Source organism: Paenibacillus ottowii (assembly GCF_050516475.1).
GTDB lineage: Bacteria > Bacillota > Bacilli > Paenibacillales > Paenibacillaceae > Paenibacillus > Paenibacillus ottowii.
On record NZ_CP191577.1, the window covers coordinates 2,182,321 to 2,198,194 of the forward strand.

Here is a 15,874-nt window from a genome sequence, read left to right on the forward strand (position 1 = left end):
TTATATGACATATATGAGACATAAAAATATTTTATTTGACATAAAATAGTCAATTATGTAAATATAAATTACATAACCATTTGAGTTAACTCATTATAAACAATATTAAGTTAAATAATGTTACACAAATATTTACTTCAAGGAGGCGAACCGTCCTGCATAAAGGTAACCGATTGCTAAACTACGCATTATTGTTGGACCCTTCCCTACCCGTTGGTGGTTTCACCCGATATTACGGACTAGAGGAACGTTTCCGTAACGGACACTTGAACAGTCTACAAGATCTGGAACATTACATGCGAGACGAGTGGTATCCTCACATTACAACCCTTGACGGCATGGCTATCAAAAATCTGCATGTCGCCATCCAGCAGAATGACGGTTGGCGAATCGCCCTTATTGACAAAATGCTGTATACCCAACATCCTTCCTCTCAGCATATAAAAGAGTCGCGACTTTCCGGTCAGCGTCTGCTCAAGCTCACGAAGGCTCTCTATCCTTGGCTAGAATTTGACCAACTGAAAGACACACTCGTTCAATACAAAGCAATCGGCACACTTGCTACTGTCCACACTTGGATTAACTTCCTCCTCGACACTGATATAGAACAGACCGTTCACGGCTATTTTGCCACAGCGGTATCCTTCTGTGTCGAAGATGCCTTTAGACTGCTCAATCCTCCTTACGAGGAAAAAAATCCTCTTATTGCTCGCATGACCAGCGAGCTGCTCACCACCTGGAAGAAGTTTAACAAACCTAAGCCAAGCTCATTTCAGCGTCACCTTCTCCACAAACATCGAACCAGCTCCTACATCAGTCAGCCACCCTATATGAGCCATAGTAGCCAATTGGATGCATCCAGACCCTTTTCTATCTCAGGCCTATTTAAACGCCTTCCAGCATCCCTCTGATGCTTCGTCTCACCAATCCAACAGTCATAATAAAAAATACTCTGTCCTTTCCTCAAGCGGCAGAGTATTTCTTTATTCATCTATCCGAATTCACACCACTAACAGTCTATAGCCGGATTATTTACACTTCATACACTTAATTAAGTATTTTTTTAACAAAATAACGTATTTACGATTGTATAAACACGTATAAAAGTGTATCATAGTTTTAGATGGTTAATTCTAACATGTTTACTGATGATTATTATATCACACCAATTATTCTGCAAGAATCCGTAAGGGGCGATTTCTCTTGAACAACAAAATGCCTGTCACCTCCTTCGGGTGGGCCATCAAACAAAGGCTTGTCGAACTTCGACTGGATCAGAAAACATTTTGTGAGACACATAACATTCCGCCTTCACGCTTGTCCAATCTGATTCATGGCACCCGCAAAGCACAAAGGTACAGAAAACAAGTTGCTGCAATTCTGAATATCGACGATAACGATTATAAGGAGGCGACACCGCACTAGTCCCAACAAGTATTCCAGCATCAGCCATGCCGCCATATGGTCGAGCAACCAAATAAACCCGTAAACCGAACCCCTCAGTCCGTTTTACGGGTTATCCACCCAGATGCTCAGCCATAGGTTACTCAGGCTTTACTTTGTTCCTTCTCCCTTTTTTGCTTACGGTATTTCGCAAATTCAACATATTCTAAAATAAAGTTTTGTTCCTCTGTCTCCAGATCTTCTGCCTGGCAATTCAGTGGCCCCATCACCCCAAAAAAATAAGCAGCCTTCTGCTCCTGGAGTACGCCTTCCCCCGGCTTGATCCCTTTCATCAACCAATCGAGCGATACATTAAAAAAGTCCGAAATTTGAATCAAATGGGCGGTACCCGGCGTTGTTTTTCCCCTTCTCCAATCACCGAGATTTCCTGAACTGATTTTAAGCTTTTCACAAAATGCCTTCTTGGTCATTCCCCGATCCTTAATTAAAGCTTCAATCCGCTGATAAATAGTTTGATCTCCCACAATGGTTCCCCTCCGAACGCTGTAACTTTTTTCTAATTACTTCCAATCGTACACATTGGATCACCCTCATCAAATCCCACAGCAAATTACTAACCCGTAGTTGAATTGTGCTGTTTTTTCTCTTTACGAAAGCGGGTAAATTCAATATACTCAAGTATAAAATCTTTTTCCGCCTCACTTAGTGATTCCCCTTGGCAATTCAGTTGCCCTGAAGCTTCAAAAAAATAAGGGTCTTGCGACTCCTTTAGCACCTTACCCTGCACGTCTCGACCTAGCATAATCCAATCCAGACTGGCATCAAAAAACGAAGCGATTTCAATGAGTTTATTCGTGCCCGGTGTCGTTTTTCCTCTTTTCCAATCTCCAAAGTTTCCTGTACTAATGCCTAACTGCTGGCAAAACGCCTTTTTCGTCATCCCTCGTTCCTTAATGAGTTCCTCAATGCGTTGGTAAATAGATTGCATAGAAGTTCCTTCCTCCCTAGCAGGCTCTCAAATAACGATATCATGTCCCCTGTTCCTAATTCAAAGATCACGTGTGCTAAAATTACCGAATTATGTATGTTGGCTTTCATTATACCACAATATGCAACAAAAACCGCCCGTTTTCCGAAGAAAGGGCGGTTTTTAAGTCAGTTCACTCATGCTAATCACGTAGCAGAGTTATCGATTTTAAGTAGAATCTGCTTCAATTCGTTCAACGTTTCACTCAAGTGCAACAGATCTTCTTCTGGAAGATACACCAGTCGCTCTTGAATTTTATTGGAGAAGGTATGAAATACCTGTTCACAAAAAGCGTCGCCTTCTTCTGTAATAGCTACGTTCACGACTCTACGATCCGAGTCACACGATTGGCGGTCAGCCAGCCCATGCTCCACCAGCTTATCCAGCAGAGGAGTCATGTTGGGACGTGAGACGTTAAGTTGTTTGGACAAATCTGATACCGTAGACGAACGCACTTCACGCAGAAGCATTAACACCTGGAAATTATTAGGTGACAAATGCAAAGGAAGATCAAGCGGACCGTAGGTGAAAAATTTCTTCTTCACAATCGGAAACAAGCCCAAAATATTTTCTGATATATTTCCTAACAGTTGAGTGTCCATATTTTTCACCGTCACTTCATAAGTTTATATGTTTATTATTCTATAACATTATGGCGTCATATTATACTATGGAATCATTATTTCATCATAATCATTGTTTAATTCTATCAATGCGCAAATAAAAAAAGCCTCTAACGCGAGAGACTTTTCCGTTTATTCCATTGATGCGGTCGAGAGGACTCGAACCTCCACGAGCATACGCTCACTACCCCCTCAAGATAGCGTGTCTGCCATTCCACCACGACCGCATAACAAAATATAAATGGTGAGCCATGAAGGACTCGAACCTTCGACACCCTGATTAAAAGTCAGGTGCTCTACCAACTGAGCTAATGGCTCATGCTGTTCATCCAAGCTGTCCGCCATTAGACTAGACCTCAGGAATTTCCCTTAAGCATGCAACATGTAGTCTGTAAAGACAACAATGACCCGTAGGGGATTCGAACCCCTGTTACCTCCGTGAAAGGGAGGTGTCTTAACCCCTTGACCAACGGGCCTTATAATGTACACCAACTTGGCGACAAGAAAGAGTATATCAAATAAAATAGCAAATGACAATACTTATTTTTATAAATTTTAATAAAGCTATTTTTTTATAATTAAAAAATGCATATTCACTTACGTTTCCTTATCTTCAATTCTCTATTTCTTAAGAAAATCACCAGAATCGATTGCAATATCACTTACATTTACTTATAATCACTTACGAGATACCGAAATCATTATATATTAGAGGAGCTTTCTATGTATCAGGAAGAACGAATGTTAAAAATCTTGGATTACTTACAGCTTCACAAGCGTATTTCGGTGGATGATATTTGTGAAATTTTTAATGTTTCACGGGATACAGCCCGTCGAGACCTGGTAAAGCTTGAAGAGCATCAAAAAATTATTCGCACCCGCGGCGGCGCTCTTCTTCCTAAACTGCATCACGATCCAATTGGAAACTATAACGAAAGGCTGCTTACTGTATCAGAGGAAAAACAAGTCATCGGACAACTGGCTGCCAGCATGGTACGAGATAGGGATCGTATTATATTGGATTCCTCGACCACCGTACAGGCTTGTGCAGAAAGACTGAATGTGCGCGAATGTTCGGTTATCACCAATTCAATTAATCAGGCTGACGTGCTATCCAGAAAGGACGGTGTCTCCATTCATCTATTGGGAGGCCACCTGCAAAAAGAACACCGGTATGTATATGGCTCGGCCGTAATCGCCACTTTGTCTCGCTATTTTGTAGACAAAGCCTTTATCGGCATTGGAGGTATATCGGCTCACGGACTAAGCCTGATTCATGAAGAAGACGGTATGCTGAAGCATCAGATGATGAAACAGGCAGACCAGGTGATCATCCTTGCCGACCATTCGAAATTTGGAATTAATTTCCCGTATCGTTTTGCCGATTTGTCTGAAGTTAATATTGTGATCACCGATCGTTTGCCAGAACCAGCGATGCTAGAAATTTTGCAGCATCATGATATTGAAGTGGTTGTCCCCTCATAACATTGAAGTCAATCTTCTTACTAGATTCAAGATATATAACAGAGAGATCAAAAGACAGGAGCTGGAGAGAAATGAAACTGTTTGCGATTGATATGGATGGAACACTGCTGAACGAGGAAGGAAAAATAAGCAAAGCGAACGCTGAGGCGATTCGCAAGGCACAGCAGCAAGGTGTCCAAGTGACGATTGCCACTGGCAGAGCCGCGTATGATGCCTGGACAAAACTAGAGGAAGCAGAGCTTGTCACTCCTGTCATCGGAGCAAACGGCGCCACTGTACACGATGTGCATCGTCGCCAGTTAACCTCTACTCCCATGGGCCGGAGCAAAACATTTGAAGTGCTGAGCTGGCTCGAGGATAACAACTTCTATTATGAGGTCATGACAGACCGGGCCATTTATTCTCCACAAAAGGGACATCAGCTACTTGCTGTTGAAATGGACCGCTTGCTGAGTGCCAACCCGGATATTTCGCTGGATACTTTATTACATGCAGCTGAAAAGCAATATGAACAGACCGGGCATACCCGCATCGCTTCATATGAGCAGATTCCACTGGATGTAGAGATATATAATGTGCTCTGCTTCTCCTTTGATCATGCTAAATTGGAGCGGGGTCGTGAACGTTACCGGGATGTTCAAGGCCTGAACATGGTCATCTCCTCAGACCATAACTTTGAAGTCGAGCACAAGGATGCTTCTAAAGGTAATGCATTGCGTTATCTCGCAAATCATCTGGACATTCCCATGCAGGAAGCGGTAGCGATCGGGGATAGCTATAACGATATTTCCATGCTAACGATGGCTGGGAGAGGTATCGCCATGGGCAATGCAAAAGACGACATAAAGGCAGTCTGCTCCGACGTTACCCTGACCAATGTAGAAGATGGCGTCGCCCATGCTCTGCTAAATCTACTCAAAACCATCGAAGCCGACGCCGTGAAATAGAAGGGATTCGTTGCGTACTGCGTACAACTCAGACTAACGCTGCTTCATGCTGTACGCAACACGTCCGTCTTACATATAACAAATTCTTAAAAAATAAATCTAGACGAAAAAGACGCTCGTAAGCATCATATGCATACGAGCGTCTTTATTCTGCTTATAAACACCAACGGAGAGAGAGGGATTCGAACCCTCGCACCGCTTACGCAGTCTAACCCCTTAGCAGAGGGTCCCCTTATAGCCACTTGGGTATCTCTCCATGGCTCCCCGAACAGGACTCGAACCTGTGACAACTCGATTAACAGTCGAGTGCTCTACCAACTGAGCTATCAGGGAACATTACTGTAAATTATCATACAGTATGGTTAATTTACCATGAATCAGGGGGTTTCGTCAAGTACCAACAAACGAAGTTTACCTCCACATTTTCCACAGCGATATCGCTGTGGGTTCATTTTACGCTTGCGCATATACTCATGTTGACAGGAAACGCACACCAGCTTGTACCGATAAGGCTGAGGCTTTCTTCCCATTCTTCCCGGCAGAGTCTGACAATGCCTGCTCCCCCCTACACGGGCCAGCCATGCTTTGAAATCAGCATCGCGATGCTTATAACCCATTCCGCGTAGATGCAGATGATAATGGCACAGCTCGTGCTTTATTATTTTTTCCACCTCAGAACGTCCATAAGCTGCAAGTTGATGTGGATTAATTTCAATATGATGACTTTTCATAAAATATCGACCGCCTGTAGAAGACAGACGCGCGTTAAAGGTGGCTTGATGTTGAAACGGCACGCCGAAGCTCTCCAGCGAGATGCGTTCTACCCATGCTTGAAGTTCTTCATTACTCATACAAGGTTTCATTGAATTGCTCAGAGACTTGGACTCCATCCTTATGGCGTACCCCCTTTGCTTCATACTGACAAGCATATTATAAAATAACGGCCGAAGTCTAACCCTGATTCATAAGCACACTTTAGGTATCCATCCCATATGCTAAACATACAGAAGTAACGCAGAGGAGGGGATCGGCTTGCCTCAATGGCTCAGCAACCAGCTCATGCGGGCCTTTTACAAAAAGGACCGACGCCAAATTAAATTGTTGAACGATTGTTGGTTTTTTTATCATAAAGCACCTGGTATAGAATTTGATGCCAACAACGGCTAAAAGCAGAAAAGCATTCCAAATGGAAAGCCGGAATCTCCAAACATGGTTCGGAGATTCCGGCTTTTTTTATACCTTCATAAAAGGTTATACAGCTTTATTTAAACCACTATGCCTGTGACTGCACATCTGCGGGAGGTTTCATGGTCAGACCAACCCTGCCCTTTTTCAAATCAACATTCAACACCCACACGGTTACGTTATCACCGACAGATACAACATCCATCGGATGCTTCACGAAACCACTACGCAGCTGTGAAATATGAACCAACCCGTCACTTTTAATACCGATATCAACAAACGCACCGAAATCTATGACATTGCGGACAGTTCCCTGAAGTTCCATGCCTGGTGCCAGATCCTCGATTTTCAACACATCCTTGCGGAATACAGGCAATGGCAGCTCGTCGCGCGGGTCACGTCCCGGACGCTGGAGGCTGTCCAAAATATCCCGCAATGTTGGCACACCCACTTCCAGCTTCGCTGCCAACTGCTCAATATTGGACACATTCAGGGCTTCTGTTGCAGCTTTCGAACCCAGATCATGAGCACTAATGCCCAGTTCCGCCAGCAGGCGGTCTACGACAGCATACGATTCAGGGTGGATCGGCGTGCGATCCAGTGGATTCTCACCACCCGGTATACGGATAAAACCAATAGATTGCTCGTAGGTTTTTGCACCAAGCCGCGGCACCTTCTGCAACTGACGGCGGTTGCTGAATTTTCCGTTTTCCTCACGGTACTTAACGATATTTTTAGCAATTGTCGCGTTGATCCCTGCCACGTAAGACAACAGCGCCGAGGAAGCTGTGTTCACATCCACGCCGACGTGGTTAACAGCAGATTCTACAACGTCCTTCAAACTTTCATCCAGATGTTTCTGTGACACATCGTGCTGGTATTGGCCTACACCAATGGCCTTCGGCTCAATCTTAACCAACTCAGCCAACGGGTCCTGAACACGACGTGCGATAGACGCCGCACTGCGCTCAGCCACGTCCAAATCGGGAAATTCCTCCTGTGCCAGCTTGGAGGCAGAGTATACGCTCGCACCTGCCTCATTAACGATCAGATATGCGAGACTGCTGTCGCCAATATCTGCGATAACTTCGGCTACGAATTGCTCCGTTTCACGCGATGCGGTTCCGTTACCAATGACAATCAACTCGATACCATATTTGGCAATTAGCTGCTTGAACGTTTCGGCAGCCTCACGCTTCTTGTTGTTTGGTGGTGTCGGATACGTTACAGCCACTTCCAGCAGCTTGCCTGTGTCATCGACAACCGCCAGCTTGCAGCCTGTCCGATAAGCCGGATCGACTCCAAGCACACGACGCCCCTTGATCGGAGCCTGAAGCAACAGGCTGCGCAAATTGCCTGCAAAGATAGAGATGGCTTGCTGCTCGCCCTTCTCTGTCATTTCAGCGCGCACTTCACGTTCAATAGATGGCGCGATGAGTCTTTTGTATGCATCCTCAATGACACTGCGTAGCAGGTCCTCTACGACGGACGATCCTTTAATCACTTGACCTGCCACATAATTGTAAATCGAATCCGGCGCTACCTCCAGACCAACCTTAAGAATACCTTCCCGCTCCCCACGATTAATCGCTAGAATACGGTGAGGTGGCATTTTTTTAGCCAGCTCACGATAGCTGTAGTAGTTTTCATACACAGACTCTTGCTCGCTATCCTTTGCTTCAGAGGTCAACATCCCATGATCCAGTGTATATCGGCGTACCCATTGGCGAATCGTCGCATCATCGGCTATATTTTCGGCCAAAATATCCAAGGCACCCTGGATGGCGGCCTCAGGGGTTTCAACTCCCAGCTCAGCATTTACATAGGCTTCAGCTTCTTTCAAAGCATCACCCTGCTTGGGCTGGCCCCATATCCAGATGGACAGCGGCTCCAAGCCCCGTTCCTTGGCCACACTGGCGCGCGTCTTGCGCTTTTGCCGATATGGACGGTACAGGTCCTCCACTTCCTGAAGTTTAACCGCAGAGGTGATAGCAGCTTGCAGCTCCTCTGTCAGCTTACCCTGTTCATCAATAATGCGGATGACCTCTACCTTACGATCCTCCAGATTACGCAAATACAGCACGCGATCTTCAATTTCACGCAGCTGATTTTCATCCAGCTCTCCTGTCATTTCCTTACGATAACGTGCGATAAAAGGAATGGTATTTCCTTCATCCAATAAACTTATCGTTGTCCGGATTTGCTTGAGTGCCAGCGACAGCTCTCTCGCCACTTGTTTGACAATCCGTTCTTGGCGTTCTGCTTCGTTCGGCTCCTGCCCAATTTCCGTCTTTGTTTCCTCGTTAGACAAACCTATCCCTTCTTCCTCACAGCTCTTGTCATACATCATATCTTTTATTATCACAAAAAATGATTCAAAGCGCCAGCAGGTGGCGTAAAAGCAAGCCCTGCCTGTGTTTTTCTTCGGACATGCAAAAGGACAGCGCTGATGCGCTGTCCTTTTCCCGTTTCACTCATCGTTCCATCATACTAAAAATCAATCAAACCGAGACTGATCTGTAGTGAATCGCTCACTTTGCGCATGGTTTCTTCATCCAAATGGGTGATTTTGTCGGTAAGCCTTTGCTTGTCGATCGTCCGGATTTGTTCCAGAAGAACAACAGAATCACGATCAAAGCCATGCGTCGCCGCGTCGATCTCCACGTGTGTAGGCAGCTTTGCCTTCTGAATCTGTGCAGTGATAGCTGCTACGATCACAGTAGGACTAAACCGGTTGCCGATATCATTTTGAATGATCAGCACAGGTCTGACGCCACCTTGCTCGGAACCGACTACGGGTGAAAGGTCTGCAAAAAAAACGTCGCCGCGCTTTACGATCAATATGGATTACACCCCGCTAACTGTACGGCCCAAGGTGCTGTTTGCATCTTCCTCCGCGTGAAAGGCTTCGGATGCCATGGTCAAGTTAATTTTAGCCATCTCCATGTATCCACGCTGCATAGCTTCACGAATGTAACGTTTTTTACGTTCACTTACATAAAGCTTCATTGCCTGCCTGATAAATTCACTGCGGTTGGAATTTTCCATAGCTACGATCCCGTCCACTTCCTGCAAGAGATGATCTGGCAAACTGATCATTATTCTTTTGGTGTTCTGCAAATTGGCCAACTTCTCTTCCACCCCCAAAACCTTGTCGCCATTGTACCATTATAACGTTATTCCCGGTAATTTATTCAAACGGAATATAAAAGAATGTATATGATATTCGTATATCATCTATGCTGCATTCCATTATAAACTACGCAGTTCGTTTTCGTACAGGCGTTTGATCCCCGAAATACAAGTGTCAGCGGAGCCTAATGCGTCTTTTGACAGTTATAGCGCTCTTTTCTTTCCTTTGTACATATTTCGGGACGTTATACGAAAACTCCTGCTTTTATCCGGTAATTTGCGTTATGAAATTAATTCCAGTTGGTTGGAAGAAGCGAGTTTACCCGAACGACAGGAACATGATCTCGCATGTAAACACGCGGTACCCTGTCTGCGATCATGCAGATCACCTCGTAGTGGATCGTACCAAGCTTGGATGCCAGCTCGTCCGCCGCAATCGTTTCGCCGGACTGCTGGCCGATGAGAACAACCTCTTCGCCGGTTTGAATTTCTTCCGCATCCTCTGCGAAAGATTGTAAGGATACCATACACTGGTCCATGCAGATCGTACCGAGTACAGGGACGCGACGACCGCGTATCAACACTTCGACCTTCCCACTTAGCATGCGGGAGAATCCATCCGCATAACCGATTGGCAGTGTGCCGATCCGCTCTTCACTAGAGGTTACATACCGGGTGCCATAACTAACTCCCCAGCCAGGAGGAAGCGTCTTGGTATAAACCACCGCTGTCTTTAAAGACAATACAGGCAACAGTTTAATGATTTGCCGGTTAACCTCATCAGACGGATACAGACCGTATATACTGATGCCAATCCGCACCATATTGGGGGAAAGGGAAGGGGTATCAATGGTGGCCGCGCTGTTGCCCGTATGTATAATGGGAAAAGTAATACCTTGTTCCCTTAGCGCATCCGCCACGCCCCGAAACCGATCATATTGCAGTAGTGTATAGCCTTTATCTTCTTCATCCGCACGGGCAAAATGGGTGTACATGCCTTCCAGCACCACTTGCTCTAATTCGTGAGCCTGCCGAACAAAAGCGACAGCCGCTTCTCCAGGGAGCAAACCGAGCCTTCCCATCCCGCTGTCTATTTTGATGTGCACCTTCAGCTTGCGTTCGCTTCCTTGGCGGTCCAATCTGCGAATACCCTCCAGCACTTCCTCACTAAACACAGTTAACGAGATATCATGCTCCCAAGCTGTTTGGACAGCTTCAGGCGAAGTATAGCCGAGTACAAGGATCGGCAGTTCAATCCCCGCATGACGAAGCTCCAGAGCCTCATCCAGAAAAGCGACGCTCAAATAATCCGCACCAAGGCGTTCCATTTCCTTTGAAATTTCTACGGCGCCGTGTCCGTAGGCATTAGCCTTGACACAGACCAGCATCAGCTTGTCCGCAGGCAATACCTTGCGAAAGGCCTCATAGTTGGCGCCAAGGTGATCCAGGTTGATTTCGGCCCGGGTCGATCTGTATTGTGCTTGCAAAATCCAGTCACCTTCTTCAATTGTTAGCCTGTAACGTAACCTTTACCATTCAGTTGTAGCAAAATCCTTACTTCCAAAGGTTAATGGTAATGTTCAGAGACGTGGCTGTCAATGGCAGGGGGGCTTTGCCAGTCTCCGCTACCATATCTACAATAGAACAGGATATACAAGCGATGCACATCTTAGACTGCGAATGAACAAAAGACGGATACGGGCGGCAGCAGAGCATTGTACACTCTAGACCGTCTGCATCCGTCTATAAAATTTTATTTACCCGATTGATCCTGTATAGAAGCGGCAATTTGTATCATTTCGCTCACAGGCAGGTCAGCACTGGTGATTCTGAACTCTATGCCATCATTCATCCAGGTCATCGTCTGCTGTTCGCTTCCTGTCAGAACAGCAAAGCTTCCTCCAATATCAACCAGTTCACCTGCGGAAAGTGCAACCGCCCGATCTTTGGGACGAGCTTCCACAATGGTATAGTTATACGTTCCGTTATAACGCAGCATCACCGCATGTGTGCCATTATCCTCCAGCTCAGGTGTATCCTTGATCTGTACTCCGGCTGGCGTATAGGACGGTTCGATCAAGCCAAATTCACCCATCACAGCTTCTGCGGCATCCGTTCCCGCTGACGTTCCGGTTGCAGCCTCCGCTGGGCTTGATGCTGGGTTCTGCGCCTCTCCATTAGCTGCTGCTTCCGGCTTGGACGTATCGCCTGTGGCTGTACTGTCGCTCTTCGCTTCACCAGAAGGCTGCTGGACATCGCCCCCTGCGGTTCCCTGCTCTTGTCCGGCTTCACTGGATGTCACGCCAGTCGCTCCTTCTAACGCACCAGAGGCATCAAGTGGACCGCTCGAATCTACTGCCCCTGAAGATGGCGATCCCTCGCTACCTGCACTCGTTTTTCCTGAAGCCATATTCCGTTCCATATCAAAGGAATCCTTGTCAAACTTCGTATCAAAAGCGAACTGATCAAATTTCAGATCGACAACCACCTTGGCATTTGCATCAGATACCTGTACCTGAGTAGGGGCATAGTTGTTTTTGGACAGCCATATCTTTTGTCTGACCAGCGCATGGCTGTTGTAATTCGCGGCCACATCAAACACATAGGATTTATCATCGGTAGCCAGCTGACGAGAAGCATCACCGATAATGCTGCGAACCAGCGTTTCATATAAATATACCTGACCCTGATTGTTGGGCCAGTCGCTTTTGAATCGGAAACTCTTGTTCAGGCTGGGTGTCAGTACAAAAACACCCTCATCATTACGAAGCACAATTTGCGTAACGTCCTTTTTCTCGTTCGTCATGGCAATGCGGTAATAGGACGGCTTGCGATAGGATATATCCACCTTGTATTCCTGCGGCGTGTCGCCGGTATGCAGCGTCATCACAGCTGTACCGTGGTAGCTGTTCAGGTCGCTCACCACGTCACTCAAATCTTTAACCACATCGTCTGCGCTCTTCTTGCCGCACCCGGCCAGCAGCAACGTTACACACATGACCATGGCAAGCATCCATGAAATCCGGCGCATGTCATCAACCCCTTCAGCACATGTTTTAAATGAATTAGTACATGTCTATGAAGGACTTGTTCGATTTATGCAGACTGGCATGACAAGCTCGGAACCATCCTTGTACAATGCTATAAAATCTTTTGGAGATTGCTCATAAATTCATACAGGAAGTAAACCGAAAAACCAATCAAAACCACACCGGCACAGATCGTAACCCATTTGATGGCGGTTCGGTTCATGGCTTTTCGTGTTGTCGCTACAAGGGTCATCAAGCCTAAATCATGGATAAGAATACCAAACAAAATACCTAAGCCAACAATCAGGAAATGACTTGTATTTGACCGATCAAATGAACTTGCCAGCACAGTCCACCGTCAAGCAGCTTGCCGAACAGGCGAACGTTTCTATATGGCAATACTCCCAGCTGTTTCGCAAAATAACGGGCAAAAAGCCGCTGCATTACCTCCCTGAGCTGCGCTTGAACCATGCCAAGCGGCTGCTGCTGGAATGCAGACGGCCTTTACGTGAAGTTGCCCGTCAGGTGGGTTTCCCTGATGCTACATGAGTCCTTGGATACTTCCATCCGCCTCCAGCGACATATACTCAGCTGCTGGAGATTTGGGCAGTCCTGGCATCGTCATGGTATTGCCTGTTTCTACGACTACAAAACCAGCGCCTGCGGACAATGATACGCTGGACACGTGAATAGTGAAACCTTCCGGTGCACCTAGCAAGGAAGGTTGATCTGAGAAAGAATAGGGTGTTTTGGCCATACATATAGGCAGTTGACCAAAACCAAGCTGCTCCATACCAGCCAACGCCCGTCTAGCCGCAGGCGCGTAAGCTACCTCTGCCGCACCGTAAAGCTCCTTGGCAATGACGCTAATTTTCGCTTGCAAATCAAGCGTGTGATCATATAGCGGTGCAAATTGGGCTTTCTCCTCCTGAAGTAAGCTCAGCAGGCTTTGGGCCAACTTTTCTCCCCCTTTGCTCCCCTGCGCCCATACTTGTGAAAGCTCTGCGGGTACACCCAGCTTGCGGCATTCCGAGAAAATCAAATCCAGTTCCGCTTCGCAGTCTGTTATAAAATGGTTAATCGCCACCAATACAGGCACACCAAACTTTTGCAAATTCCGTACATGCCGGCTCATATTGGCTAATCCGAGTTGTAATTGCTCCAGATTTTCTGCGTCCAGCTCATGTTTAGCTACACCGCCATTATATTTCAGTGCTTTGGCAGTTACGACCAGCACAGCCGCATCTGGCTGCAAACCGGACTGACGGCACTTGATGTCAAAAAACTTTTCCGCTCCCAGTTCAGCCCCGAACCCTGCCTCTGTGACGACAACCTCTCCCAGCTTCAATGCCAGCTTTGTACCGATCAGACTGCTGCATCCATGAGCAATGTTAGCAAAGGGTCCACCATGCACAATAGCCGGAGTTCCGTCCAGCGTCTGCACCAGATTAGGCTTTAAGGCTTCCCGAAGCAACACAGCCATACCTTCCACCGCGTGCAGCTCCTCTGCTGTTACCGCCTCACCGGCTTCGTTATATCCAATCACCATTCGACCCAACCGTACTTTAAGATCGTCCATATTTTCACTTAAGCATAGCACCGCCATGACTTCCGAGGCTGAGGTAATCAGAAAGCCGCTTTCTCTCACCGCTCCATTCCCCGTACCCAATCCGGTCACAATACTTCGCAGGCTCCGATCATTCATATCGACAGCCCGTTTCCACACAATTCGTTCTGGCTTCAGCCGCAAAGCATTTCCATGGAACAAATGGTTATCAATCATCGCTGCCAGCAAATTATGTGCTGCCGAAATCGCATGTATATCACCTGTAAAATGCAGATTAATGTCTTCCGCCGGAACAATCTGGGCCTTTCCTCCCCCGGTTGCTCCTCCTTTCATCCCAAAGCAAGGCCCAAGAGACGGCTCCCGCAGGGCTGCCACGGTTTTATGCCCCATCGCATTTAATGCCTGGGACAGCCCGATGGTTGTCAGTGTTTTTCCTTCCCCAGCCGGAGTGGGATTCATCGCCGTAACCAGCACCAGCTTTCCATTCGGGCGATCCTTCAAGTGTTCCCACAGAGATGGATTCAGCTTCGCTTTGTATTTGCCATACGTCTCCAGATGCTCTTCTTCAATTCCTGCTTCTTTGGCAACTTCAACAATCCTCTTCATCCTTCGTTATGTACCCCCTGTATTATAAGTCCGACTGGTGATGTCAAACCCTTTATCATTTCATTCTAACAAAGTATACCGTTTATTGCGCTATGATTCATTTCATCGCAAGCGTTGCTATCCTTAGCAAACGCTCAACGGCTCTCTACTTTATAATGCTTTTCTAGCAGTTCTTTAAAAACATCAATAGGGTACTTGTATTGATCCGTTTTGAACACAATCCGGTTATTCCACTGGTTCTTTTCCAGCTCGCATCCATGCTCCATATCCAGTTCCTTCATAATAAATATAATCTCATCTAAGGTTACCATCACACTATGTCTATTTGTCGTAGTTGCCAGCATCTGCTCGCCTTCCTGTGTATATGCCTCTACAATCTGCTCATCGAACCCTTCGCTGATCATTAATTCCTTCAAGGCTTGTACAAAAAGAGCCGGCAGATTCTTGTACTGCGATTTTTTAATTCCAAACAGCGTGACGCTTAAGCGGGATATATCATGCATAAACACAATATTTTTTCTCCGATTCAGTAAAAACAAGCCGGCATGCCAGCTATTCAAAGGCGGATAAATATCAACGTGAAGTGGTTCAGTCTCCCATTCCTTCAGCAGTTTTTGTGTTCCCCGTATAACAAACATCATTGCTCTCCTTTATTGACGGTCCTATACCGTAATGCATAATTCATGATTCGACATACCTGCTCTCTGCATAAGACATGTCTTATATATCATAACACCGGATTTCTAAAAGCCGCCTGTAAACTCTTTCAGAATAATATAGGGAGCAGAATATGAATATTAAATATATTACATCTTGTGTTAGGAGTGACATGACTGCTCCAATGATTTTATTCGTTGTCATAACCAAAA

At 46.2% G+C, this 15,874-nt stretch carries 18 protein-coding genes and 5 tRNA genes; 6 read left to right on the top strand and 17 right to left on the bottom strand.

Annotation, left to right across the window (positions count from 1 at the left end):
* Positions 1-173 precede the first annotated feature (173 nt).
* Positions 174-911, top strand: a complete 738-nt coding sequence (locus ACQQ6X_RS10430) for an urease accessory protein UreF (protein WP_305165265.1) — start codon at positions 174-176, stop codon at positions 909-911.
* 292 nt (positions 912-1,203) lie between these two features.
* Entirely contained in the window at positions 1,204-1,425 is a 222-nt protein-coding gene (locus ACQQ6X_RS10435; protein WP_013369935.1) for a Rha family transcriptional regulator, read from the top strand.
* 122 nt (positions 1,426-1,547) lie between these two features.
* Here the strand turns inward: ACQQ6X_RS10435 and ACQQ6X_RS10440 are convergent, their stop codons facing one another.
* From ACQQ6X_RS10440 to ACQQ6X_RS10465, 6 genes are all read right to left on the bottom strand, one after another.
* Positions 1,548-1,928, bottom strand: a complete 381-nt coding sequence (locus ACQQ6X_RS10440) for a helix-turn-helix domain-containing protein (protein WP_305165266.1) — start codon at positions 1,926-1,928, stop codon at positions 1,548-1,550.
* Between the two features lie 89 nt (positions 1,929-2,017).
* A complete protein-coding gene (locus ACQQ6X_RS10445; RefSeq protein ID WP_305165267.1) occupies positions 2,018-2,392 on the bottom strand; it encodes a helix-turn-helix domain-containing protein in 375 nt (124 codons plus the stop codon).
* A gap of 185 nt (positions 2,393-2,577) precedes the next feature.
* On the bottom strand, positions 2,578-3,033 hold the full coding sequence (locus tag ACQQ6X_RS10450) for a MarR family winged helix-turn-helix transcriptional regulator (RefSeq protein ID WP_326402177.1): 456 nt from the start codon (positions 3,031-3,033) through the stop codon (positions 2,578-2,580).
* A 165-nt stretch (positions 3,034-3,198) separates the two neighbouring features.
* Positions 3,199-3,281 (bottom strand) — tRNA-Leu (locus ACQQ6X_RS10455).
* 15 nt (positions 3,282-3,296) lie between these two features.
* Positions 3,297-3,372, bottom strand: a tRNA-Lys gene (locus ACQQ6X_RS10460).
* Between the two features lie 86 nt (positions 3,373-3,458).
* Positions 3,459-3,530 (bottom strand) — tRNA-Glu (locus ACQQ6X_RS10465).
* A gap of 247 nt (positions 3,531-3,777) precedes the next feature.
* On the opposite strand from ACQQ6X_RS10465, the gene ACQQ6X_RS10470 reads away from it, so the two are divergent.
* On the top strand, positions 3,778-4,539 hold the full coding sequence (locus ACQQ6X_RS10470) for a DeoR/GlpR family DNA-binding transcription regulator (RefSeq protein ID WP_305165269.1): 762 nt from the start codon (positions 3,778-3,780) through the stop codon (positions 4,537-4,539).
* Between the two features lie 71 nt (positions 4,540-4,610).
* A complete protein-coding gene (locus tag ACQQ6X_RS10475) occupies positions 4,611-5,486 on the top strand; it encodes a Cof-type HAD-IIB family hydrolase (protein WP_305165270.1) in 876 nt (291 codons plus the stop codon).
* Positions 5,487-5,653: 167 nt separating this feature from the next.
* Here the strand turns inward: ACQQ6X_RS10475 and ACQQ6X_RS10480 are convergent.
* The 3 genes from ACQQ6X_RS10480 to ACQQ6X_RS10490 all read right to left on the bottom strand — a co-directional run bounded on the left by ACQQ6X_RS10480 (position 5,654) and on the right by ACQQ6X_RS10490 (position 6,376).
* A tRNA-Ser gene (locus tag ACQQ6X_RS10480) sits at positions 5,654-5,742 on the bottom strand.
* 1 nt (position 5,743) lies between these two features.
* A tRNA-Asn gene (locus tag ACQQ6X_RS10485) sits at positions 5,744-5,819 on the bottom strand.
* A gap of 44 nt (positions 5,820-5,863) precedes the next feature.
* Positions 5,864-6,376 carry a SprT family protein gene (locus tag ACQQ6X_RS10490; RefSeq protein WP_305165271.1) on the bottom strand — a complete coding sequence of 171 codons (513 nt, stop codon included), beginning with the start codon at positions 6,374-6,376 and terminating at the stop codon, positions 5,864-5,866.
* Positions 6,377-6,518: 142 nt separating this feature from the next.
* Between ACQQ6X_RS10490 and cmpA the strand changes: the two genes are divergently transcribed.
* On the top strand, positions 6,519-6,653 hold the full coding sequence (cmpA, locus tag ACQQ6X_RS10495) for a cortex morphogenetic protein CmpA (RefSeq protein ID WP_016821163.1): 135 nt from the start codon (positions 6,519-6,521) through the stop codon (positions 6,651-6,653).
* A 106-nt stretch (positions 6,654-6,759) separates the two neighbouring features.
* Here cmpA and ACQQ6X_RS10500 read toward each other — a convergent pair whose 3' ends face one another.
* The 6 genes from ACQQ6X_RS10500 to ACQQ6X_RS10525 all read right to left on the bottom strand — a co-directional run bounded on the left by ACQQ6X_RS10500 (position 6,760) and on the right by ACQQ6X_RS10525 (position 13,181).
* Complete coding sequence (locus tag ACQQ6X_RS10500) at positions 6,760-8,982, bottom strand: Tex family protein (RefSeq protein ID WP_305165272.1); 2,223 nt, start codon at positions 8,980-8,982, stop codon at positions 6,760-6,762.
* A 179-nt stretch (positions 8,983-9,161) separates the two neighbouring features.
* Positions 9,162-9,512 (bottom strand): type II toxin-antitoxin system PemK/MazF family toxin, encoded by a 351-nt coding sequence (locus tag ACQQ6X_RS10505; RefSeq protein WP_007429335.1) that lies wholly within the window; start codon positions 9,510-9,512, stop codon positions 9,162-9,164.
* A gap of 6 nt (positions 9,513-9,518) precedes the next feature.
* Positions 9,519-9,800 (bottom strand): CopG family ribbon-helix-helix protein, encoded by a 282-nt coding sequence (locus tag ACQQ6X_RS10510; RefSeq protein WP_063207982.1) that lies wholly within the window; start codon positions 9,798-9,800, stop codon positions 9,519-9,521.
* A 293-nt stretch (positions 9,801-10,093) separates the two neighbouring features.
* Positions 10,094-11,290: an alanine racemase gene (gene alr, locus ACQQ6X_RS10515; protein ID WP_305165273.1), complete on the bottom strand. Its 1,197-nt coding sequence runs from the start codon at positions 11,288-11,290 to the stop codon at positions 10,094-10,096.
* 266 nt (positions 11,291-11,556) lie between these two features.
* On the bottom strand, positions 11,557-12,834 hold the full coding sequence (locus ACQQ6X_RS10520) for a DUF4367 domain-containing protein (protein ID WP_305165274.1): 1,278 nt from the start codon (positions 12,832-12,834) through the stop codon (positions 11,557-11,559).
* A gap of 110 nt (positions 12,835-12,944) precedes the next feature.
* Entirely contained in the window at positions 12,945-13,181 is a 237-nt protein-coding gene (locus ACQQ6X_RS10525) for a LysE family transporter (protein WP_305165275.1), read from the bottom strand.
* On the opposite strand from ACQQ6X_RS10525, the gene ACQQ6X_RS10530 reads away from it, so the two are divergent.
* Positions 13,166-13,381: a helix-turn-helix transcriptional regulator gene (locus ACQQ6X_RS10530; RefSeq protein WP_430493577.1), complete on the top strand. Its 216-nt coding sequence runs from the start codon at positions 13,166-13,168 to the stop codon at positions 13,379-13,381. The two genes, ACQQ6X_RS10525 and ACQQ6X_RS10530, sit on opposite strands and share 16 nt — an antisense overlap.
* On the opposite strand, the gene ACQQ6X_RS10535 is transcribed toward ACQQ6X_RS10530, so the two are convergent.
* Positions 13,374-15,005, bottom strand: coding sequence for a formate--tetrahydrofolate ligase (locus ACQQ6X_RS10535; RefSeq protein ID WP_305165276.1), 1,632 nt, complete (start codon positions 15,003-15,005; stop codon positions 13,374-13,376). The genes ACQQ6X_RS10530 and ACQQ6X_RS10535 overlap by 8 nt on opposite strands.
* Positions 15,006-15,139: 134 nt before the next feature.
* Positions 15,140-15,643, bottom strand: a complete 504-nt coding sequence (locus tag ACQQ6X_RS10540; protein WP_326402175.1) for a DUF6933 domain-containing protein — start codon at positions 15,641-15,643, stop codon at positions 15,140-15,142.
* Positions 15,644-15,874: the final 231 nt, after the last annotated feature.

Bases quoted from the DNA above. Each gene is read 5' to 3' on its own strand.
- ACQQ6X_RS10520 (WP_305165274.1), bottom strand. From the start codon at position 12,834: ATGCGCCGGATTTCATGGATGCTTGCCATGGTCATGTGTGTAACGTTG.
- ACQQ6X_RS10530 (WP_430493577.1), top strand. From the start codon at position 13,166: ATGAACTTGCCAGCACAGTCCACCGTCAAGCAGCTTGCCGAACAGGCG.
- ACQQ6X_RS10470 (WP_305165269.1), top strand. From the start codon at position 3,778: ATGTATCAGGAAGAACGAATGTTAAAAATCTTGGATTACTTACAGCTT.
- ACQQ6X_RS10535 (WP_305165276.1), bottom strand. From the start codon at position 15,005: ATGAAGAGGATTGTTGAAGTTGCCAAAGAAGCAGGAATTGAAGAAGAG.
- ACQQ6X_RS10540 (WP_326402175.1), bottom strand. From the start codon at position 15,643: ATGTTTGTTATACGGGGAACACAAAAACTGCTGAAGGAATGGGAGACT.
- ACQQ6X_RS10450 (WP_326402177.1), bottom strand. From the start codon at position 3,033: ATGGACACTCAACTGTTAGGAAATATATCAGAAAATATTTTGGGCTTG.
- ACQQ6X_RS10490 (WP_305165271.1), bottom strand. From the start codon at position 6,376: ATGGAGTCCAAGTCTCTGAGCAATTCAATGAAACCTTGTATGAGTAAT.
- ACQQ6X_RS10475 (WP_305165270.1), top strand. From the start codon at position 4,611: ATGAAACTGTTTGCGATTGATATGGATGGAACACTGCTGAACGAGGAA.
- ACQQ6X_RS10445 (WP_305165267.1), bottom strand. From the start codon at position 2,392: ATGCAATCTATTTACCAACGCATTGAGGAACTCATTAAGGAACGAGGG.